The 23,029-nt window shown below is 40.9% G+C and carries 17 protein-coding genes; 6 read left to right on the forward strand and 11 right to left on the reverse strand.

What is annotated here, in order from left to right:
- From B9A91_RS14380 to B9A91_RS14390, 3 genes are all read left to right on the forward strand, one after another.
- Positions 1-3,383 (forward strand): Ig-like domain-containing protein (locus B9A91_RS14380; protein WP_144008947.1); only part of this gene is annotated, 3,383 nt, incomplete at its 5' end.
- A 10-nt stretch (positions 3,384-3,393) separates the two neighbouring features.
- The gene (locus B9A91_RS14385) at positions 3,394-4,389 is read left to right on the forward strand and encodes a PorP/SprF family type IX secretion system membrane protein (protein ID WP_084239721.1); all 996 of its coding nucleotides are present in this window, start codon (positions 3,394-3,396) and stop codon (positions 4,387-4,389) included.
- An 85-nt stretch (positions 4,390-4,474) separates the two neighbouring features.
- Positions 4,475-5,299 (forward strand): energy transducer TonB, encoded by an 825-nt coding sequence (locus B9A91_RS14390; protein ID WP_084239722.1) that lies wholly within the window; start codon positions 4,475-4,477, stop codon positions 5,297-5,299.
- Between the two features lie 58 nt (positions 5,300-5,357).
- Here the strand turns inward: B9A91_RS14390 and B9A91_RS14395 are convergent, their stop codons facing one another.
- Positions 5,358-5,975 carry an NAD(P)H-dependent oxidoreductase gene (locus tag B9A91_RS14395; RefSeq protein ID WP_084239723.1) on the reverse strand — a complete coding sequence of 206 codons (618 nt, stop codon included), beginning with the start codon at positions 5,973-5,975 and terminating at the stop codon, positions 5,358-5,360.
- Positions 5,976-6,071: 96 nt separating this feature from the next.
- On the opposite strand from B9A91_RS14395, the gene B9A91_RS14400 reads away from it, so the two are divergent.
- Positions 6,072-6,995: a LysR family transcriptional regulator gene (locus B9A91_RS14400; RefSeq protein WP_084239724.1), complete on the forward strand. Its 924-nt coding sequence runs from the start codon at positions 6,072-6,074 to the stop codon at positions 6,993-6,995.
- Here B9A91_RS14400 and B9A91_RS14405 read toward each other — a convergent pair.
- The 10 genes from B9A91_RS14405 to trpS all read right to left on the reverse strand — a co-directional run bounded on the left by B9A91_RS14405 (position 6,981) and on the right by trpS (position 21,879).
- Positions 6,981-8,252: a nucleoside recognition domain-containing protein gene (locus B9A91_RS14405; protein WP_084239725.1), complete on the reverse strand. Its 1,272-nt coding sequence runs from the start codon at positions 8,250-8,252 to the stop codon at positions 6,981-6,983. The genes B9A91_RS14400 and B9A91_RS14405 overlap by 15 nt on opposite strands.
- Before the next feature lie 27 nt (positions 8,253-8,279).
- Positions 8,280-11,132, reverse strand: coding sequence for a S9 family peptidase (locus B9A91_RS14410; RefSeq protein WP_084239726.1), 2,853 nt, complete (start codon positions 11,130-11,132; stop codon positions 8,280-8,282).
- A 182-nt stretch (positions 11,133-11,314) separates the two neighbouring features.
- A complete protein-coding gene (gene yidC / locus B9A91_RS14415) occupies positions 11,315-13,117 on the reverse strand; it encodes a membrane protein insertase YidC (RefSeq protein WP_084239727.1) in 1,803 nt (600 codons plus the stop codon).
- Between the two features lie 20 nt (positions 13,118-13,137).
- Positions 13,138-14,754: a CTP synthase gene (locus B9A91_RS14420; protein WP_084239728.1), complete on the reverse strand. Its 1,617-nt coding sequence runs from the start codon at positions 14,752-14,754 to the stop codon at positions 13,138-13,140.
- Positions 14,755-14,910: 156 nt separating this feature from the next.
- Positions 14,911-15,669, reverse strand: a complete 759-nt coding sequence (locus B9A91_RS14425) for a GLPGLI family protein (protein WP_084239729.1) — start codon at positions 15,667-15,669, stop codon at positions 14,911-14,913.
- 1 nt (position 15,670) lies between these two features.
- Complete coding sequence (locus tag B9A91_RS14430) at positions 15,671-18,448, reverse strand: outer membrane beta-barrel family protein (protein ID WP_084239730.1); 2,778 nt, start codon at positions 18,446-18,448, stop codon at positions 15,671-15,673.
- Positions 18,449-18,954: 506 nt separating this feature from the next.
- Entirely contained in the window at positions 18,955-19,488 is a 534-nt protein-coding gene (locus B9A91_RS14435) for a hypothetical protein (protein WP_084239731.1), read from the reverse strand.
- On the reverse strand, positions 19,485-20,219 hold the full coding sequence (kdsB, locus tag B9A91_RS14440; protein ID WP_084239732.1) for a 3-deoxy-manno-octulosonate cytidylyltransferase: 735 nt from the start codon (positions 20,217-20,219) through the stop codon (positions 19,485-19,487). The genes B9A91_RS14435 and kdsB overlap by 4 nt, the downstream gene beginning before the upstream one ends.
- 1 nt (position 20,220) lies before the next feature.
- Positions 20,221-20,835 carry a deoxynucleoside kinase gene (locus B9A91_RS14445; protein ID WP_084239733.1) on the reverse strand — a complete coding sequence of 205 codons (615 nt, stop codon included), beginning with the start codon at positions 20,833-20,835 and terminating at the stop codon, positions 20,221-20,223.
- A 45-nt stretch (positions 20,836-20,880) separates the two neighbouring features.
- On the reverse strand, positions 20,881-21,879 hold the full coding sequence (gene trpS / locus B9A91_RS14450; protein WP_084239734.1) for a tryptophan--tRNA ligase: 999 nt from the start codon (positions 21,877-21,879) through the stop codon (positions 20,881-20,883).
- Positions 21,880-21,967: 88 nt separating this feature from the next.
- On the opposite strand from trpS, the gene B9A91_RS14455 reads away from it, so the two are divergent.
- Positions 21,968-22,711 (forward strand): lysophospholipid acyltransferase family protein, encoded by a 744-nt coding sequence (locus tag B9A91_RS14455; RefSeq protein WP_084240234.1) that lies wholly within the window; start codon positions 21,968-21,970, stop codon positions 22,709-22,711.
- Positions 22,698-22,988 carry an Asp-tRNA(Asn)/Glu-tRNA(Gln) amidotransferase subunit GatC gene (gene gatC / locus B9A91_RS14460; protein ID WP_084239735.1) on the forward strand — a complete coding sequence of 97 codons (291 nt, stop codon included), beginning with the start codon at positions 22,698-22,700 and terminating at the stop codon, positions 22,986-22,988. The genes B9A91_RS14455 and gatC overlap by 14 nt, the downstream gene beginning before the upstream one ends.
- Positions 22,989-23,029: the final 41 nt, after the last annotated feature.

Here is a 23,029-nt window from a genome sequence, read left to right on the forward strand (position 1 = left end):
CTTCGACTGGTAACCAGTGGTATAAGGATGGGGTGCTATTGGCAGGAGAAACGGGACTGACTTATGTGGCGAATGCTTCAGGTGCTTATACTGTGGTGTTTACCGATGGTAACACTTGTCCAAGTGTTGCTTCTGCTGGAATCACAGTTACAGTGAACCCATTGCCACCGGCCCCAACCGTTACAGCATCTGGATTAACCACTTTCTGTGCTGGTGGTTCCATAACTTTAACCTCAAGTGCTTCGACAGGTAACCAGTGGTACAAAGATGGGGTAATACTTGCAGGAGCAACCGGCCAGACTTATGTGGCGAATGCTTCAGGTACTTATACTGCGGTGTTTACTGACGGTAACACTTGCCCAAGCGCTGCTTCTGCTGGAATCACAGTTACAGTAAACCCATTGCCACCTGCACCAACGATTACAGCATCGGGATTAACAACTTTCTGTGCTGGTGGTTCCGTAACTTTAACTTCAAGTGCTTTGACAGGTAACCAGTGGTACAGGGATGGGGTATTGCTTTCAGGAGCAACCGGCCAGACTTATGTGGCCAATGCTTCAGGTGCTTACACTGTGGTGTTTACTGACGGTAACACTTGCCCAAGCGCTGCTTCTGCTGGAATCACGATTACAGTAAACCCTTTACCACCTGCACCAACAGTTACAGCATCAGGACCAACAATATTCTGTGCTGGCGGTTCAGTAACGCTTAGCTCTAGTAGCGCAACCAGCTATCAATGGTACAGAGGAACTACTTTGTTAACTGGTGAAACGCAACAAACTTACACAGCTATAGAAAGTGGTAGCTATACTGTGGTGGTTACCGATGGCAATTCCTGTGCAAGCCCGGCTTCAGCATCAGTTAGTGTTACAGTCAACCCACTACCAGCACAACCAACAGTTACAGCATCGGGATTAACCACTTTCTGTGCTGGAGGTTCCGTAATCCTAACTTCATCCTCTGCTGTCAGTTATCAGTGGTACAGGGGTAATATTTTGTTAACTGGTGAGACACAACAGACTTATACAGCTACAGAAAGCGGTAAATATACGGTTGTAGTGACAAATGCCAGCAATTGTGCTGGTCCGGTTTCCAATGAGGTTATGGTTACGGTAAATGCTTTGCCAATCCAGCCGGTAATCACTGCTAATGGAGGAACGATTTTCTGTGATGGGGAAAGTGTTGTTTTAAGCACTTCAGCTAACGGAAGTTATCAGTGGTATTTGAATGGAACTCCAATAACCAATGCCACAGGGCAAACTTATGAAGCAAAAGTAGCAGGTAAATATACAGTTGTGGTTACCAATACAAGCAATTGCGCTAGCCCGGTTTCCAATGAAATTACCGTTACGGTAAATGCTCTGCCAGTTATTCCAACGATTACAGCTATGGGCAACACGGTTTTCTGCATCGGCAATTCGGTGACCTTAACTTCCAGTGCTGCCAGTGGTTACCAATGGTATAAAGATGGAGCAGTTATACCCGGTGCATCCAGCAAGACCTATATTGCTACAGAAACTGGCGCTTACCATGTATTGGTAACCAATGTAAATGGTTGCAGCAGCAGCCCTTCATTACCAACCCAGGTTACAGCAAGCCCTTATCCGGAATTGCCAAACATTTCACCGGCGGGGGTAACTACTTTCTGCGAAGGAGGGGTAGTTACGCTTACCTCGTCATCAGCAGCAGGAAATCAATGGTACAAAAACGGAATTCTTATACCGGGGGCAAACGGACAAACATTGGGTGTGAATGAAATTGGTAACTATACAGTGAAAGTGACCAACCAGGCCGGTTGTGCAAGTACAATGTCAGCTGCTACAAACGTTACCGTAAATAAAGTGCCTAAAGGGTTTGACGATGTGGTAAATAGCTTGAGCTGTACGCAATCTTCTTTCAGTTACAACCTTCAAACCAAAAATGTAAACAACATCCAAAAAGGAGGCAATGCGGTTCCTGCAGGCTTCAGCTGGACGGTAAATTCTACTGTTACAGGAGCGGTTAATGGCTCAGGCAAAGTACTAAACGCCACATTGATCAACACCACAACAACCGAGCAATATGTTGTATATCTGGTTACCCCAATAGCAGAAGCAGGAGGCTGTGCAGGGCAACCGTTTAAAATTACAGTCCGTGTTCCGGTATGTTTGGATATAACTATCACTAAGTCTGCAAACAGAACCAACGTTTCTGCTCCGGGAGATGAGATTAAGTATTCTATTGTAGTATCCAATAATGGCAATGCCAACCATAGCCATGTTAAAGTTAACGATCCATTGCTGGGAGGGCTGCTTTATCGGTCGGCTGGTGATAATGGCAATGATATTCTGGAAAAAGGAGAAAGCTGGATTTATAGTGGAACTTATACCATTACCCAGAATAATATTGATTCCTTTGGCCTGCCAGATGTTAATACCGGAAAGATTGTAAACACAGCAACGGTAAGTTCAATGGAATATCCACAATCCAAATCGGCCATAGCAGAAGTAAATATTGATGCCAATCCTTCGGTTGCCCTGGTTAAAACAGGAGCAATGAATCGTGATTTCCGAACAATGACCTATACATTTACGGTCACCAATAATGGGAATATGACCCTCTATAATCTGGTAGTAAAGGACCCGAAAATTATCCAGCCTATTGTATTAAGTCAAACTACATTGGCACCTGGAGCAACCACCAGCGGCATAGCCCAATACACCATTACCAATCCTGAAAAGGTTGCAGGTAATGTAAGCAACACTGCCACGGTAACGGGCCTAACCAGATCTGGGATCAGTGTAACCGATATTTCGGGTACAGCTGCAAATAACGACGATCCAACTGTAATCGATATTACAAGGTATCCGATAGCCATAGACGACTATGCCAATACGAAAGCAGATGTAGAGGTGGCTGTACCGGTTATCAATAATGACAAACCAGCATTGTTTCCACTGGATGCATCAACGCTGGAAGTAAAAAGTCAGCCAACCAACGGCAAACTATCTGTTAACAAGGATGGAAAAGTAGTGTATACACCAAATAAAGGCTTTTTCGGAATAGAGAAATTTACTTATAAAGTAGATGATGCAAATGGTCTGGGATCTAACGTAGCGATTGTAACCATTACGGTTGTGCCTCCGGATCTGGATGTGCCCAATACTTTTACACCAAATGGCGATGGGAAGAACGACACTTTTGTAATTACCGGATTGGAAAATTACGAGAAGGTTAGCCTGTTTGTTTACAACCGATGGGGAGATGAAGTTTACAGAAATAACAACTATAAAAATGAATGGGACGGAAACGGTTTAAATGACGGTACTTATTTCTATGTATTAAAGTTGACAAAAGCGGGCAAAGAAGAGTCCAGGAGAAGCTGGATACTGATAAAAAGATAAATGAATTGAAATGAAGATTGTAAAACGCATTGTGGCTTCCGTATTTTTTCTCTGCATGTTTGCGGGGTATTCGGCCGCGCAGCAAAACATACAATTCTCTCAATATGTATTCAATAGTTTAAGCGTAAATCCAGCTTATGCTGGTTATAAGGAGGAGTGGTTTGCACAACTTGCGCTTCGTGCTCAATGGATTGGGGTAGAAGGTGCTCCCCAGACCGGGACGGTATCTCTTGACGGCATCGTTGACCCGAGAGACAGGAAAATGGGACTTGGTTTCCAGATTACTTCTGATAAAATAGGCCCTCAATCTTCTACTTCAGTAACTGCAAACTATGCTTATCGGTTGCAGCTCGATCAGGATGATACCAGAAGACTGAGTTTTGGCATTGGAATAGGTGCCGCCCAGTATAACCTGAAAGGAGATATGATCAAAACAGGAGAGGGCGGTGACCGGGCGGTTGCAGGACAAAATGATAGCCGTATTGTACCTGATGTAAGGTTTGGTGTATTTTACAATTCCAACTTCTGGTATATGGGACTTTCCCTGATGGATGCCTTTTCGGGATCGGATGTTAATGTAAGGAGTGTTTCTGCTGCTTTCAATATTGTACGCAGCAGGCATGCGTACCTCATTATGGGTGGTCTGGCCAATCTTTCGCCCGATGTGCGGGTTCGTCCCAGTCTTATGATAAAGGAAGATTTTAAAGGTCCAACAAGTGCTGACTTTAATGTGATGGCCATATTTAACGATAAGTTGTGGCTTGGCGGGTCTTATAGAACGGGTTTCAGTCTGTGGAAGAAACAGTACAACACACTTAATCTCGGCAAACAAAATTCAATCTCCGGTATTGTCCAGGTTTTTCTGAGCGAACGTTTTCGCATCGGGTACTCTTACGATCATGTAACCAGCAAGCTGAGCAGCAACCAGAATGGTTCTCATGAACTTACCCTTGGATTAACCTTTGGAAGGGTGCCCAGATCATTCATTTGTCCGCGTGTTTTTTAATTTACTCTTGCTTATGGAATAGCAGAAGTGATGGCATCTTTACAGTAAATGTATGGTATAATATTAACTTCTAAATTCTAAAGCAATGTTAGGTTCAAAAATTGATCTGTCAGGTAACCAATGGCTGGAGATTGTGTTTAATCAGAAAAACAAAAGCTATGGTGCTTATGCGCTTCGCCGGCAAAGCGCTTCTGATACAAGTAAAGCCCTTTTTATTGCGGGGTCTTTATTTATTTTATTTTTTTTATCTCCTAAGCTGATCAGTTTGGTAAAAGGGAGCGATAGGGTAGATGATACGCGAATTCATGAACGGGTTGTAGAAGTGCAGCCGCCTCCCGCCCTGAACCCGGAAACGCCGCCGCCTGCAGTTATTGAACCTCCGGCACCCAAACAAAATCAAATTAAGTTTTTACCACCCGTGGTTGTAGAGGATGACAAAGTCGATGATTTAGATCCGGTACAGCTAAAAGATCTGGCAATTGCTAATCCGGGCCAGAAAACAGTAGAGGGGCAGGAAGATGGGCAGCTTGTAATTACAGAAACCCCGGGTATTGGTAAAGAACAGGTGGCTGCAGCAGGCGACGATGTGTACCCAGATTTTAGAGCCTTAGAAGTGCAGCCTGATTTTCCAGGCGGAATGGATAAATTCTACAAATACCTGTCAAAAGCTATCCGTTTTCCGGCGGCAGCGCAGGAAGCAAACATATCAGGAAAAGTGTTCCTGTCCTTTATCATTGAAAAAAACGGTACGCTTACCGATATCAAAGTTGAGCGGAAACTAGGCTATGGCACAGATGAAGAAGCTGTAAGGGTGCTCACAGGAAGTCCGAAATGGATGCCTGGTATTCAGAACGGAAAAGCCGTACGTGTAAAATACAACATTCCAATTAACTTTTCTTTAGCGCAATAGGTACCAGCCGCTTTTACTATGCCCCCCAAAAAAACAGTCTTTTGGGGGGCGTTTATTTTTAGGCACACATGCCTATTTCGAGATTACTGCTGAAGATCTTTTCCAGATGTGCCTCGTAGCGTTTCAGGTCCTTTACCACATCTGCATTTTTTTCTACATCATGAAAATGTATGCCTTCCAGCGGTTTCATACCTGTGAATGCATTCATACGGTGAAATCCAAACATAGGGCCTTCGTCCACACTTTTCTGGTTGAAAAATTCTCTGGGTAGGGTAAAGGCTTCCTGAGGTGCATTCCATGAGGTGGTCAGCATATACTTTTTACCATTCATCAGGCCACCTGTTCCGTAATTGACAGCGGGATTGGCAGCAGAACGACCATCGCTATGGTAAATGCCATTGTTGTGCCCTTCTGTAAACACCAAATCAATATACTTCTTAAATTCATGCGGAAGCTGAAACCACCATACAGGTGTATGGTAAATGAGAATATCGGCCCATTTGTAATTTTCAACTTCTTCCTTAATGTTGTAAGGCTGATTGATGTCGGTATGCCTGACTTCGAACCCGGGCTTATTATTAAAAAAGTCGAGTGTCTTTTCAGTGATGCTCCTGTTGAACAGGCCGCCGGAATGTCCGAATACCTGCCCTCCGTTGATAACGAATATTTTTGTCATGTCTTTATCTTAATTATCATACAAAATTACGGCGCTGTATAGTATAAATAAAATAATATAATTTATACTTTTGTATTATAATAATGATAGATAGGCATGGTAAATCTGGAATGGTTCAGAACTTTTAAAGTGATATATGAATGTGGTACGCTTACAGGTGCTGCTGAGGCTTTATATATTTCGCAGCCCGGGGTGAGTCTGCATTTGAGTTCTCTTGAGTCCTACGTGGGTTACAAATTATTTGATCGTACTTCACGGAAAATGATAGCGACAGAAAGGGCCAAGGTCCTTTACAATTACATTCAGGAACCACTTGCAAAACTGGAAGAGGCTGAAAGGCACTTCCATAAAAGTGTGGAACGCGATGTTCCAACCATTAGTATAGGTATGTGTTTTGAAACCTTTCAATATACACTCGAATCTTATCTGCCCGGGCTTCCTTTTAATGTGATCATTAAATTTGGAGATTATCCTCAAATGCTGAGTGATCTTGATGCGGGTATCCTCGATCTGATCATTACCCCGCAAAAAGGAGAGTATAAGGGTTTGTTGTACGAACCCTTTTTCAAAGAAAAAATAGTATTGGTATGTGGAAAAGGAACTTCTGTAGAAGATTTCGAAAATTTTGTTAAGCGTAATGACAAGGCTGCTTGTCTGAGTTGGTTAAAGCAGCAAACCTGGTACGGAACCACAGGCGACATGGAACATCAGCGGAGGTTTTGGTATAATAACTTTGGTAAGCGCCCCGATTTTAAGCCTAATTATATTGTTCCGAACCTCTGCTCAATTATCAGATGTTTAAGTACAGGTAAAGGCCTGGCCGTAATGCCTGATTTTCTTTCCAGGCAGGAGCTAGACGCCGGGAACATAAAAGTACTTTGGGAAGGCAGGGAGCCTATTGAAAACACGCTATACTTCGGCACGCGTAAAAACACCGTTTATGAAGAACAGATCAAAGTGATAAAAGACATCTTTTTGAAAGAAATGGGAGAACCGCAAAGCCTTTTAACCAAAAAATAAATAGGCTAAACCTATGGCAGTACAAACACCTACCAGATCGGCCAGTAACATGGCGCCAATGGCATAACGTGTGTTTTTTATGCTTACCGAGCCAAAATAAACGGCTACTATATAAAAAGTGGTATCTGAAGCACCCTGGAATATTCCTGAAAGCCTGCTGGCAAAAGAATCGGGCCCATAAGTTTCCATGGTGCTTACCATCATTCCGCGTGCTGCCCCGCCACTTAAAGGCCGGATCAGGGCAGTAGGCAGCCCCTCTACAAAACGGGTATCGGCGCCCAGGAATGCAAATCCATTTTTTATAGCACTGATCACCACATCAAAAGTTCCACTGGTACGCAGGAGCGATATGGCTACCAGCATGCCTACAAGGTAAGGTACAATCTTAATGGCAGTATCAAAGCCATTTTTTGCACCGTCAATAAAGGCGTCAAAAACGTCTATTTTTTTATAAAGCCCGCCTAAAACAATCAATAAAAACACCAGTAATATCAAACCATTACTCAAGATACCCGAAAATGATTTGATGCCTTCTGCATTTAAAGAAACGATATACAATACCAATAAGGCAATTACAAAGGAAATGCTGAGCACCCAGATGATAATGACAGGCTGAAGAATGTTAATCTTTTGCTTAAAAGATACAATCAGCATGGCAGCTATGGTGCCAACAAAGGTTACAATTAAGCAGGGAATAAATATATCAGTAGGGTTGGATGCATTCTGTGAAGCCCTTATGGCAATTACGCTAACCGGGATCAGGTTTAATCCGGCTGCATGTAAGCACAGGAACATGATCTGGGAATTGGAAGCCACGTCTTTACTCGGATTGAGCTCCTGCAGGCTTTCCATGGCTTTTAATCCAAATGGTGTAGCTGCATTGTCCAGCCCCAGTAAATTGGCTGAGAAATTCATGATCATGTGGCCCATTGAGGGATGTCCTTTTGGAATATCGGGGAAAAGTTTAGAAAAGAATGGGCCGACAATTCTTGATAGCAATCGAATTCCACCAGCCCTTTCAGCGATACTCATCAATCCCATAAACAAGGCCAGGATTCCTATAAGTTTCAAACAAAGCTCAACAGCAACCCAGCAGGTTTGTATGATGCCATCCAGCTTTAAGGGGTTTGCCGGATCATCGGCCTTGCCGATGACCATCCAGTTGAAAATATCACTTTGCCCAAAAAAGAAGCATTTAACACCTGCTACTACAATAGCAACAATAATAAAGGCAGACCAGATTCTACTTAACGCCATTAAAGATGATTTAGTTCAGGCTCTAATTTAAGGTTTTTCATCTGTTAGTTCAAAACCCCATGTTTTGCCTTTTTCTGTTGCCGGTATACCATTTACCATCCATACCGGGGCTTTGGCACCTTTTAAATAATAATCAAAGAACTGTTGCTCACGGATCTGTATATCTTTTCTGTTTTGCCTTTGCATTAAATTATGTGCTTCATTGTTATAGTTTAACATCCACACGGGTTTTCCAAGTCGTCTTAAACCGGTGAACATTTCAATACCCTGATACCATGGCACAGCACCATCCGCATCATTGGCCATAATAACAACCGGGGTTGTTACATTCGGCAGCTTAAACAAAGGAGAGTTCTCGATGTACAGTTCTGGCTTTTCCCATAAGGTAGCACCAATGCGGCTTTGTGTTTTTTCATACTGGAACTGTCTGTTCATTCCACTTTCCCAGCGCATTCCACCATAAGCAGAAGTCATGTTCACTACTGGTGCCCCTGCCCATGCTGCTGCATACATGTTGGTTCTGGTTATTAGATGGGCAACCTGGTAACCACCCCAGCTCTGGCCCTGAATTCCTATTTTAGAGCCGTCAACCCATGTGTTTTTCTTCAATGATTCCACTCCTGAATTGATGAATTCTTCTGCGGATTTGCCGGGATAACCCTTTTCATAACTGATATCTGGTGCAAATACCAGGTATCCATTGCTTACAAAATAAGGGATATTTAACCGTGAAGGGGTTGGGGCAGGAGCGTTATAGGTGTACAGTCCATCTGAAAGTTTCTCATAGAAATAAACAATCATTGGATACCTTTTCGCCGGATCAAAGTCCTCAGGCTTATACAATATTCCTTCGGCATTAAAACCTTTAGGTGTAGTCCATTTTACCAACTCTGCCGTGCCCCAGTTGTAATTTTGCTGCTGTGGATTGGTATTACTTAGCTTTACCTGGGTTTTCATATCCGATGATACATACACATCCGGAGAATTTACATAGCTGCCTTTGTCGAAAATATAGCGCTCGGCATCTTTGGCTTTGCTCAGGTCGGAATATTTCATTTTTTCCATTACAACCAGCTCGGGATTCTTACGGTCGCCAATGTTTTTTTTGTAGAAACCGTTTTCTTTAGTAGTATTGTTAAATGCGCTAAGCCATATATGCGCCTTTTTTTCCAGAAATTTGCTTTCCGGATCGGTTTTCTGGTAACGGAAGGTGATTTTATTTTGCCTTCCAAACCCATTTGTAATGTTTTGTGGTTCGGCCTTTCCATCAGGAGAGAATTCCCAGATGTCGTAGCGGTCGTAAATCAATATCGCTTTATCGTCTTCTATCCATGCGGCGGCGCCATATGGACCTGGTTCGTCAGGGACATCATTATCTTCTTCTACAAATTTGACAGCAAGACCTTTGTTTAAATGGACTATGCTTGCATTCTGTACGTTATAGGTGTACCAGTTTGAATTTGTTTTATCGAAATAAACGATGTATTTACCGGCAGGAGATGCAACTGCAAATCCGGACAGGCCTTCAATGATCTTCTTTCTTGCACCTGTTTTGGTATCTACCAGATAATAATCTTTTATTGAACTTCCAGTCCATTGCGATTGGATCCTGTTGCCGTAGTCTGTAGAAGCCAGTACGAAGTTGGCATTGCCTTCTGCTACAGGAGTTGCCTCCGGTAATTTTAGATCCGTTAGCGGAACAATTTTTGGATCGCTGTTAAATATTTCCATTGCCGTTAAATAAGAGCGCTTGAGCTCAGTTTCGAGTCTTTTTAACTGCATAGGTTGCAGGTAATCGTCTTTATAGCCCCATACATCTAATTTTGCATGCTCAAAATCTACCAAAGTGGTGTCCTTTGGTTGCTTTACAGGTGCAATTCCAAAAAATAGTTTATTTCCGTCTTTACTAAAACTTAGCCTGGTATCCCCACTAACCGCCCATTTTGCAGGCATTCCTTTCATTTCATTGTCGACCAGGATCTGGGCGGTATCCAGGCTTGTAGAGTTATAATAGATATTAAAATCTTTAATTTCTTTTTTTTCAGGACTGCGCTCTCCCAAAAACACAAGGTATTCTCCTTCTTCGTTAAATTGGAAGTTTTTAAAATTTCCTTTACCATTTACAAGGGTTTTCACAGTTCCTTTTTCTGTATTCAGCAGGAATACGCCTTCAGGCGCAGTTTTGTCTTTTTTTGAACCTGTGCAGGCAAAGACCATTTGTTTACCGTTCTTGTTAAAGCTATAGTCGCTCACATATTTAAATGTACGTTCGATGCCTGTGGTCAGGTTTTTAAGGATAAGATCTGTACCTTCCTGTTTGGTTTTGCTTTCGGGCTCATCAAATGCAAATGCCTCCGCATCATCTTTTTTTGGTGTTGCAGGTGTAAGGCCTGGTCTTGTTTTCTTTGTTGTATCCGGGCTTTTTTCCAACAGGTAGGCCAGGAGTGAGGTGCCTTTTTCGGACATTTTATAAGATTTAATTCTGGCTACTTTTGTAATACCTGAATTTGCAAGATCAATTATAAACAGAGAATCTTTGGTCATATCATCTGGTTTTTTCTTTTTTATCCTGCTTTCGCGGGTATCTTTAAACAGGGGTTTAACCACTAAGGCGGCATGTTTTGAATCGCTGCTAAACTGCAGGTTTGTGCCCCTTGCTATGTTTATTCTAGTGTTGGTAACCAGATTTTGCAGGTACAAATTGCCATCACCTTCCTGTTTTAGTATGGTATAAGCAGACCACAAACCATTGTTAGATAGCTGTTTTGCCCCTATAGCTTCCCAACTGTCATAAACGTTATGGTTTAATGGTTTCTTTTGTGCAAAACCTGCACTGGAAAATAGCAACAAGAATAAGAGCGGACTTAGTTTTTTTAGCATGGTTAGTATTGGTTTTTATCGCCTGTATATGTTCAAGCTTAAAAATTGGAAAATTTTAGGTATATATGATGATTGTATGTCAAATTTTACATTCACAGACTACAAATTGGCTTTAAAGGGAAAATATCCCCCATAAAAAAAGCACCTAAAAGGTGCTTTTTTTATGGGTAACCCACAAATGGTTACTTGTTCTTTTTTTGCTGAGCAGCTGCCTGTTGCTGCTGGCGCATATATTCATCTAACTTAGCACTAAATCCGGACTTCTTTTTCTTCTCCACTGGTTTCGCTTTGTTATCCTGTAAGGTCTTATGGATTTTTTCATCATCGACCATAGATTTGATCAGGAACTGCTGAGCAAAGGTCAGCATATTGGCCAGGAAATAATAGTAGTTCAATCCTGATGGATAACTGTTCAGTACGCCTAAAAATATGATCGGCATGATGTAGCCAATATATTTCATTTGTCCTGTTGCTCCAGAGATCTGGTTGTTAAAGTAAGTGTAAATTAGCGTAGAGATGGTCATCAATACACACATTAAGCTCAGGTGGTCACCAATGAACGGGATATTAAAACCGAACTTAATAAAATCGTCATAAGTAGAAAGGTCTTTCATCCATAGGAAAGATTCGCCCCTTAATTCGAACAGGTTAGGGAAGAAAAAGAAGAAGGCCATTACAAAAGGCAGCTGCAAAAGCATAGGCAAACACCCTCCAAGTGGGTTTACACCTACCTGTTTGTAAAGTTTCAGGTATTCCTGTTGCAGCAATGTTGGGTTATCTTCACCAACTTTGGCTTTTATCTCGTCCATTTCCGGCTTCAAAATCCTCATTTTAGCCATAGAAAGGTAGGATTTGTAAGTCAGTGGCGACATGGCAACTTTTAATGCAATGGTTAACAGCAGGATGATCAGGCCATAGCTCCAGCCAAATCCTTCCAACCAGTTGAACACAGGTAATACCACAAACCTGTTGATGTATTTTAATGGCCAGTAGCCCATGTCAACCTGTTTTTCCAGTTCGTGGCCCTGTTCCTTTAAAGTAGAGAATTTATTGGTGCCAAAATAAAAGTTCATGGCATAGTTCTGGGCAGCAAGCTGGTTAAAAGGCATCTGCATGGTTGCACCATACCATTTTATTTTACCTGGCTCAGTGCTTACTTTTACTGCCAGTTTTCCATTGTCAAAAGGAACTGCAGGAATCAATACCGCAGAGAAAAAGTGTTGTTTGAAAGAAAACCATTCGATCTTTCCTTCTTTTAGTTCTTCTTCCTCATCCTTTGCCACATTTAAATGATCAGGGTTTTTTTCCAGGTATTTATAATATGGTGCAGAGTGTTCTTGTTCTTTTTTACTCGATTTTTCCTGCTCAAGTAGCGTCGCTTCCCAATTTAATGCTATGGTATTGCCCTGGATTACCTGGTTTAGTCCGTTTAAATTGATATTGAAACCTACCTGGCTGCTGTTTGGTTTTAAGTCATAGATAAATTCAATATACTTATCGGCTGAATAGTTTGCACGCATAGCAACGGTGTTATTTCCTGTTACAGCTGTAAAGTAAAGATCGTTGGTGTTGACCATTTTTCCACCAATGTTCAGGTTCAGACCAAATTTGTTCTGGTCCCCATCAAACAGGACAACTGGTTTGCCGGTGTAGGTTTTTTGTCCTTTTACCGTTACCGACTGGATTCTACCTCCTTTGTTGGTTAAGGTTATTTTTAGCTTATCGTTCTCCAGGGTATTTGTTTTTGCAGTTCCGGTAATGTTGGTGCCAAAAGGACCTGCCAGCGCAGCGGAATCTACCAGGGGGGTAACCGCTGCGGTTGCAGCCGGAGCTGATGCCGGGTTTACGCCGGCTTTTTTTGCCGAATCGGCAGCAATTCTTTCACGCTCTTTTTTTATTTCCGCATCACTGGGCTTAAAAAAATAAAAAGAACCTGCCAAAACGATCATGATCAGGAATAATCCTGTAAACGTATTTTTATCCATTATTGTTAGTTAAACGCGTATTATTTTGTTTTCTTCTTCGCAAACTCCATCGCAGCGGCGACAAATTTAACAAAAAGTGGGTGAGGATTAGCAACAGTTGATTTTAATTCAGGGTGAAACTGTCCACCAACAAAGAAAGGATGGTTTTTTAGTTCAACAATTTCAACCAGATTACTCTGTGGGTTTACGCCTGAGGCAATCATACCTGCTTCTTCATATTGGCTCAGGTATGCACTGTTAAATTCGTAACGGTGCCTGTGACGCTCTGTAATGTGCGTTTTGCCATATGCCGAATAGGCTTTGGTGCCTTTTTTCAGGTCGCATGGATAAGAACCGAGTCGCATCGTACCGCCTTTGGCTGTAATGTTTTTCTGGTCTTCCATCATATTGATCACAGGATGTACAGCTTCCTCATCGATTTCAGTTGTATTTGCTCCTTTTAAACCAAGCACATTACGACCAAACTCAATAACAGCACATTGCATACCCAGGCATATTCCAAAGAATGGCACATTGTTTTCTCTCACATATTGAATGGTATCTATTTTTCCTTCTATACCACGGCTTCCAAAGCCGGGTGCAACAAGTACACCATCCAAATGGGCTAGCCTTTCTTTGGCGTTATCCGGGTAAATACTTTCTGAGTGAATGTATTCTACTTTTACCTTGCACTCGTTCCTGGAACCGGCATGTATAAATGACTCAATGATCGATTTATAGGCATCCGGTAATTCTACATATTTGCCCACCAAACCTATTTTAACCTCAGATGTAGGGTTTTTCAGGCGGCCAAGGAATTCTTTCCAACGCTCCATATCCGGTTCATTTCTCTGCGCCAGTTTAAGTTTACTCAAAACCGTCTTATCCAGCTGTTCCTTCATCATTAATAAAGGAACATCATATATGGTAGAAGCATCCTGCGATTCGATTACGGCATTTACGTTTACATTGCAGAACAATGCAATTTTTTTACGGATATCCAATGATATGGAACGTTCAGAGCGACATACCAGGATATCAGGCTGAATGCCATACTCCAATAATGCCTTTACTGAGTGCTGTGTAGGTTTGGTTTTTAATTCACCTGCAGCTGCAAGGTAGGGGATAAGCGTTAAGTGGATTACTATGGCATTATGCGCCCCTTCTTCCCATTTGAACTGACGTACGGCTTCAATAAATGGCAGCGACTCGATATCGCCTACTGTTCCGCCAAGCTCGGTAATTACGATATCGTACTGACCGGTTTCGCCGAGCTTACGCATGTTACTTTTGATCTCATCGGTGATGTGCGGTACTACCTGTACTGTTTTTCCAAGGTATTCGCCTTGTCTTTCTTTATTGATTACATTTTGATAGATTCTACCTGTAGTGATGTTATTTGCCTGCGAGGTAGGTACATTTAAAAAACGCTCGTAATGACCAAGGTCCAGGTCTGTTTCTGCTCCATCTTCGGTAACATAGCATTCTCCATGCTCGTAAGGATTTAATGTTCCCGGATCAATATTGATATAGGGGTCGAACTTTTGGATGGTAACACTGTAGCCGCGTGCTTGTAATAATTTGGCTAATGAAGCGGAAATGATGCCCTTACCTAATGAGGAAGTAACACCGCCCGTAACAAAAATATACTTAGTCATGTTTGTGAATTTCTGAAACAAAGCAGCAAATGAAATACTGTCTTATTGTTTTTGTACGGGATACAAAGTTAGGAAATAAAACTGAAGCAGGGAGGTACTTTTTATAAATAATCGGGAATTGCAAAAAGTGATGATAAGCGCTTAATCCAGAAATTGTTAGAGGGTGAAACCGTAGAGCCGTTTCTTTGCTTCCTCCCACTTTTCTTTTTTATTGGGCTCGTAGCGGGTAAATAATTCAAGCAGTTTTTCCAGATCTTTCTCTGTTTCTACCTTTTTTCCTTTGTTGGCCGGTATTATTTCTGCCTGATGATTACTAAAACCATCAACCTTGGTGGCAAACCAGGTGGTAAAATAACGTGGAATGGCGAGACCAAGTATCATGCCAGGCAAGCCATTAAAGCCTTCCGGGCCACCTCGAAGTAAAATCTCATCTGTATAAAATGCAACTACGTATACCGTATCGTGGATAATACCTATTGCTTTTCTGCATTCATACCCGGCAATGGTTCTTATGTCGTGCATAATTTTCCAACTCAGAACAGGAATGGTATCTGTAAGTAAATAATTATCATCCATTACAGAACGTTTTAGTACCCTCAGGTTCCTGCTGTAATCTGTATATATTTCATTGCTTGGTTTGGAAAGGGAGAAAAAAAAGAAGCCTTTATGCTCCTCTTCATCTGTTTTTGCACCTGGTTTGTACAGGGATTTGTGCTGATCAAAAATGAAATCCCAATTACTGGTCTGGTATTTTTTCATTTTTTCTTTAGCTTCCTGGGGCAATCCAGAGTTTTCCAGGCTCCTTCGCAGGTTAACTTTCTTTTCGAACGTAATTTTGCCATATGGGATGAACCTTTCCTGGGCTTGCAGGCAGATACAGCAAAAACATACAAGAAATGTAATGACCTGTTTCATGTTACCGCTCTGTTGTTTTTTTTATAAAATTACCACTTAAATTCCAATTTAATCCGATAAGCACATATCTTGGGATATAACTAAAGGTATCTTCACTTGTAACGTTGCCTCCTACGAACCTATTGTAACCAATTTTCTGGTTTAGTATATCTGTAACGGATAACTTAATTTCGAGTGCTTCGCTTTTCAGGAGTTTTGCCGACAGGTAGCTATTCCATATTGCAGTGTTCAGGTCTTGTCCAAATGATGCATTGGCTGGTCTGAAAGATAGCGAGAAAGAAGTATTGAATTCGGCATTGAAGGGCAGTTGTACCGTTCCGGAGATTTCATGATTGTGAGTAAGACTTCTTCCATCGTTAATTTCTCCGATTGATGATTTTCCTGTCATGACAGATGCAGATGGAATATAGCTGAACTCAATTTGCTGTGTATAATAATTAAGTGATCCCCTTAAATTATATTGGGTATTTGCGGCTTTGTTTTGTGTGGCATTGATAATGGCTATGGTATTGGAACGGTTAAACCCCACATCAATTCCAAAACGCAGGTGAGATTTAGAAAAACCTTTGGAATAACTCAGATTGCCACTGATAGAATTGTTGCCATTGGCGTTGATGAAACTGGAAATCCGTTTGTTGAAATCGTCTACAAGTTCGGTGCTCACAATAGCGTTATTCGTAAAACCATAATTAAAGTAGGCCGAGATATACTGATCTGAATTGAACTGAAAACTATTATAAGAAAGGCCAAAACTATTTGTAAAAGAAGGTCTTAAAGCAGAGTTTCCAATAATCTGATACAAAGGCGTGTTTATTTGTCTTACAGGCTGAAGCTGATCTATACTTGGCTGCTGCATATACCCATTATAATTAACTGCAAGTGTATTACTGTTGTTTATCTTATACAGGAGATTGGTACGGGGCGATAGGTTAAGATAGCTTCTTTCAAAGTCGGTCTGCTTATCCAGGTCTTTCAGTTCAAAATTGGTTTGCGTAGCTTCAAGTCCGCTTGATATCGAAAAATTCTCATAACTGTACTGCCAGATCATTTTGCCTACATTGGAAAAATTAATAAACTTAAAGTCGTTACTTAAGGAATCTATTTTTTTTGGGTTGCTTGCGATGTTGTCAAATACCAGACGGTTGCTGCCGGATGATATGGTTTTGAAACTATATCCGGTTTCAAAAGTCCACCTCTTGGTAAGGCGATCTGTATAATTGACCCGCATTCCTATAGAATTCTGTTTACCGGTGTTCTTTTTTCTCAGATCAGTGTTTTCAACCCTGATGCTGTCCCCGCTGGCATTGAAGTAAACTGTGCGGTTTGTACTGTTTTCGGTGCTATTGCTGTTCTGGCTTTCTGGTTGAAGGTCGATGGAAATTGTACGGCCTTTTTTCTCGAATTTTCTGGACCAATTGATATTTCCATTAAATATATCGCTGTGGCCGTTCCCTGTATTCTCCTGCTTATTCTGGCTGATGAAAATACCATTGTCACCACGGGTTTCATTTCCACCTACAGCAGTGTTTTCATTCCTGTTCCGGCTAGCGCCAAATGAGATTTTTAGAATGGATTTGGCATCGGTATTGTAGTTGAATGTTCCTTTTACAGACTCTCCGGCAACATTTGCATTGTTTGCTGTTCTACCGGAACTGAAAAACTTTGTCTCATTCGGAAGTAACTCCTGTGAATTGGTGGTTGTGAGATTGACATTGTTGTTGTCAAAACTTTTGAAATTCAGTTTTAATCCCATTTTATCTTTACTGAACTTATCGGCATAATAAGCTCCGATACCAAAATTGTTTGGTAAGCCACCCGACGCAGCTATATAATCTTCATCATCATCACCCGATACATACATAATAGAACTCCCGTCATCGCCAACTTCTATGAGATCATATTCCTCGCCTTTCAGCTTGCGCATGGAGTTGTTTATTTTAGATTCGTTGTTCAGATTTGAGTAATTGCCGTAAATGGCCGCTTTGAGTTTATTCTTAAATATACCTGCCATTCCACCATAATCACCCAAATCTGACACATTGGTATTTAGGTCGATGGTAGCCAGGTAACCATTTTTTGCATTGTCCTTTAATTTAATGTTGATCGTCTTGTTTTTTATGCCGTCATCTATTCCAGTTAAATCGGCGCTTTTACTCTTTTTATCATACACTTGTATTTCTTCAACTGCGTTGGCCTTTAAATATTTTGTGGCCAGCAGAGGATCATCTCCAAAAAACTCATCCCCGTCAACCAGGACTGTTTTTACCATTTTCCCCTGGGCTTTAATGGTCCCGCTTTTATCCACTTCAATCCCCGGCAATCTTTTCAGTAATTCCTGGACATTGGCATTGGCCCTGACAGCAAAACTGTCAGCCTGAAATACCAGGGTGTCGCCTTTCATTCTCACAGCACTTTTGGTTGCCTGTATTACAACTTCTTTTAATACCTTGGATTTCAGCTCCATATTCACATCTCCTAAAACAATATTTGAAGTGTCAGATATCCTCAGGTTGCGGATATAGTCGGCCATTTTGGGGTAGGAGATGAGTATCTTATAATCGCCGGCCGATAGGTTTTTGAGCTCAAATTTACCATTCCGGTCTGCGCGTGTTGTCTTTACCATTGCAGAGTCTGAAGACCGGATCAGCAATATCGCGCTATTTTCCAATTTTCTTTTCTCAACGGTGTCGGTAACTACGCCTCTTATATTTGCTTTTTGTGCCCAGACGGTAAGTACAGAAAATGTAAAAAGAATAAATATAAAAGTCTTTTTCAGCATAATTACCACGTAAGAACCAAGCGGAGTTCTTAAAGCTAAGAACTATTTTCTTGTCTGCATTAATTTTTTCCAAATAATATCCTCTTTTACGTTTAAAGATTTTGATGACTTTGACAAGTCGCTCTATAAATGCCCCCAGTGGCCCAACTGCATAATTTTCATATTAAAACCTTGTTTAAGCAAAGTCTCATAGATGTATATAAACAAGTATAAAATGCACACTTACGATTAGCTTGGCTAGTAGAAGCAGCCGAAGAGATGGTGATAAAAAAGGCCCGGACAAACCCGGGCCTTTCTATAAATGTATATTTGGTTAGAATATGCTGGTTAAAAAAAATCAAACACTATTTGCTGTTTGATTATATAAACATAATATAAAATTTATAACAATCATAATATTATTTTTATTTTTTTTTGATGAGTTCTACAAAGTATTGATTTTTTGTGAAGAGACCTGCTTCTGCATTGTAGAAAAGAGGTTTTTTAGCAATAAAATTATCAACAGATTATTTGCAGCACTTATAGTAGATTTTTACTTTTTGCGCACTTTCCGACCAGGCGATGTATACGCTTGTCTCTTTACCTGAACGATATTTAAATCCGTTTAAGGCAGACTTTTTTAATTCGTTATAAAAAACAGTATCCGGAGTGTTCTTGTCTGGATTTTCATTTTCGGTAACAGCTGGCTCCAGAAAGTTTTCATCTTCAAAAAACAACTTATACTCTTCGTTTATAAAGGCCATCTGGCTGCGTTCTTTTTTGAGGTCTACCGTAGATTTATAGTTGTCAATCAAATCGGTAGCCTTAAAATTTTTGTTATAAATTTGCCTGCCGTTGTGGGCGGTAATGGTAAATTGGATATTCATATCTTTTACTACCTCACCGGTAAGCGAAACCTTAAAGGTATCTACCTTTGTTGTATCGCTAAATGGCTTTAATACTACCCGGTCTTCTATCTCACCTTTGGTTTCCTTTCCCGAAGGACTGCAGGCAGCGAAAGATAGCATGAATAACAAAACAGGGAGTAGATGGCTTTTCATGGTTTAAAAATTATTTTTTTCAGATCTTCAGGCGTATCTACAGCTATAGTTTCTATATCGGTAACCTTGGTTTGAATGGCATAGCCATTTTCTATCCATCTTAACTGCTCAAGGCTTTCTGCGATTTCAAGCGCAGAAGGCTTTAGTTTTGTAATCTCCTGCAAGCTGCGGGTAGTATAGCCATAAATTCCTATGTGCTTATAGAACTGCTGGCTGTTTAGCCATTGGTCTTTCTCTGCATTTCTGATATAGGGAATGGTATGCCTGCTGAAATAAATCGCTTCCTGTCGGCTGTTGATCACCACTTTTGGGATGTTATTGTTGAATAATTCTTCCTCGGTATGGATCTTTTTGATCAGTGTGGCCAACTGTACGTTTTTCTGTTCAAAACAAGATACGAGCAGATCAATCTGTTTAGGATTGATGAATGGTTCGTCTCCCTGAATGTTGATGACGATCTCATGATCGGGAAAATGACGGGCTACCTCGGCACAGCGGTCCGTTCCACTCTGATGGGTGCTGGCCGTCATTACAAAGACCCCTCCAAATGAACTTACTTCGGTTGCAATCCGCTCATTATCTGTAGCAACTATCACTTTGGTTAAACTTTCGGCTTTTAAGGCCTGCTCATATACCCTTTGGATCATGCTTTTGCCTTGTATTTCCACCAGCGGCTTGCCTGGAAAACGGGTAGAAGCAAAACGTGCAGGTATAATGCCGAGTACTTTCATCCTAAAACAGTCCGTTAATTTCGGCTTCTATAGATTGGATAATGGTGCCCAGGTCTTCCGGGTTATTGGTGAAATCAAGCTTGTCTTTGTCCAGAATCAGCAGTTTGCCAAGGTTGTAATTTTTAATCCAGGTTTCGTACTTCTCATTTAATTTTGAGAGGTAGTCTATGCGGATACTGGTTTCGTATTCACGGCCCCTTCTTTGTATATTGTTTACCAGGGTAGGTACCGAGGCTCGCAGATATACCAGCAAGTCGGGCGGTTTAATAAAAGAGGTTACATTTTCAAAAATGGCTTTATAGTTCTGATGGTCTCTGGTAGTCATCAAACCCATTTCATGAAGGTTATCGGCAAATATGTGCGCATCTTCATAAATAGTCCTGTCCTGAATTACATTCCTGTTGAAATTCTGAATATCTACTATCTGCTGAAAACGGCTGTTTAAAAAATAGATCTGAAGGTTGAAACTCCAGCGTTTCATATCGGAGTAAAAGTCTTCCAGATAGGGGTTGTTGTCTACTGCCTCATATAAGGCCTCCCAGCCGTAATTCTTTGCAAGCAACCCTGTTAAAGTAGTTTTTCCTGCGCCAATGTTTCCCACTATTGCTATGTGCATATTTTATTCTTGTAGATCAGAAAGGTAGTGTTTTTATTTTTTTTATTAAAATGATTTGAACCCAATCAGTTCTCTAACCTCCTTAATCGTTTTCTGGGCACTTTCTCTGGCTTTTAGAGCGCCATGTTTGGCCACCTGGCGTAAATAAGCGCTGTCTTTGGATAAGTCTTCAATACGCTCGCGGATAGGGGTATTGAATACAATCATATCTTCTGCCAGCTGTTTTTTGAAATCACCATACCTGATGGCCATTTTATTATACAATTCATCAAAATGTGCAAGTGTATCCGCAGGAGAAACAATTTTCATCAGGTCAAATAAATTCTGAATGGCCTCCGGTTTTACCTGGTTTTCTTCAGTTGGCCCGCTGTCTGTTACTGCACGGGATAGTTTTTTACGTATAATTTCCGGACTGTCAGCCAGGTAAATGCAATTGCCATCGCCGCTTGATTTACTCATTTTACCATTCCCATCCAGTCCCGGTACTTTAACCAGGTTTTGCGAATAGTTAAAAGCAAAGGCTTCAGGGAAATAATCTGAATTGTAGAGCCGGTTAAAACGATTACCAAAAGTACGTGTAAATTCAAGGTGCTGCTCCTGGTCTTTACCCACAGGGACTTTTGTTGCTTTATGGATCAGGATATCCGCCGCCATCAGGGTAGGATACGTCAACAAGCCTGCATTTACATTGTCGGGTTGCGACCTTACCTTATCCTTAAACGAAGTGCTCCTCTCCAGTTCACCCATATAGGCATTCATATTCAGGTATAAATACAATTCAGCAACTTCAGGAACATCGGACTGAATGTAGATGGTTGTTTCTTCGGGGTTAATTCCGCAGGCAAGATATTCTACCAGAACGTGTCTTACATAACCATGCAGGTCTTGAGGGGTAGGATGGGTGGTTAGTGAGTGAAGGTCTGCAATGAAAAAATAGCAATTGTAATCATACTGCATTTTTACAAAGTTGGTTACTGCACCAAAATAATTTCCCAAATGTAACTGCCCTGTTGGACGGATTCCACTAACTACCGTTTCTTTCATTAGAATATTGCTTTTTATTTCAAGAGGCCGAAATTAATAAAATACTTTTTTGTATTCATACAGTCTGTATTTATTATTTTTGAAAACCATGATTGACCACCTGAAGCAAGCACATAGAATTTACTCCATTTTTATTATTCTTTTATTCTCAATTATTTTTTTTCCTTTTTATTATTTATCGGCGCAAAATCCTAAAACTTATGATCTGCTAAACTGGTTACGTAAATTAAACAGCCGGCTTTGTACTTTTTTTATCGGTACTTCATTCCGTTTTACTTTTGAAGAGCCGCTGGAAGAAGGGGAAACGTATATCTATTGCTCAAACCATACCTCTAACCTTGATATTATGATTCTCTGTACCCTGGCTAGGGGACGTTTTCATTTTATGGGAAAAGAGGAATTGCTCAAAAACCCGGTGCTGAAAATATTTTTTAAAACCATTGACATTCCTGTTAATCGCGAAAGCCGGATTTCTGCTTTCCGGGCATTTAAAAGGGCCGCTGAAAATCTGAAACAGGGGATGAGCCTGATTATTTTTCCGGAAGGAGGAATTGATGATAAACACTATCCCCCAAAGCTTATGCCGTTTAAAAACGGCCCATTCCGGTTGGCAATAGAAAATAAGGTACCTATTGTGGCAGTTAGCTTAACAGATATCTGGAAAAGAATGTGGGATGACGGATCGAAATACGGATCATCTCCTGGTGTATGCAATATTTATGTTCATAAACCTGTTCTAACTGTTAATTTGACAATAGATGATTCAGATGAATTAAAAGACCGTATTTTTGAGATGATAAACAGTAAACTTGTGATTAATGATTATAGATAAGCAAACCATACATAAAGTAGCAAATCTGGCAAGAATTGCGGTAAAAGAAGAGGAGATGATTGCATTGATACCGGATATGAACAAGATCCTTACATTTATGGAGAAACTCAACGAGCTGGACACTACCGGTGTTGAACCTTTAGTGTATATGAACGTCGGAGAGAATGTGTGGCGCGAAGATCAGGTGAAACAGGAAATCAGTGTAAAAGACGGATTGAAAAATGCTGCACTTCATAATGAAAATTTCTTCCTGGTGCCAAAGATCATAGAAAAATAGCACAATTTGTAACATCGGAATACAAGTTCGTGTCTAAAAAA

Origin of the sequence: Pedobacter africanus (genome assembly GCF_900176535.1) — a bacterium.
Classification (GTDB): domain Bacteria; phylum Bacteroidota; class Bacteroidia; order Sphingobacteriales; family Sphingobacteriaceae; genus Pedobacter; species Pedobacter africanus.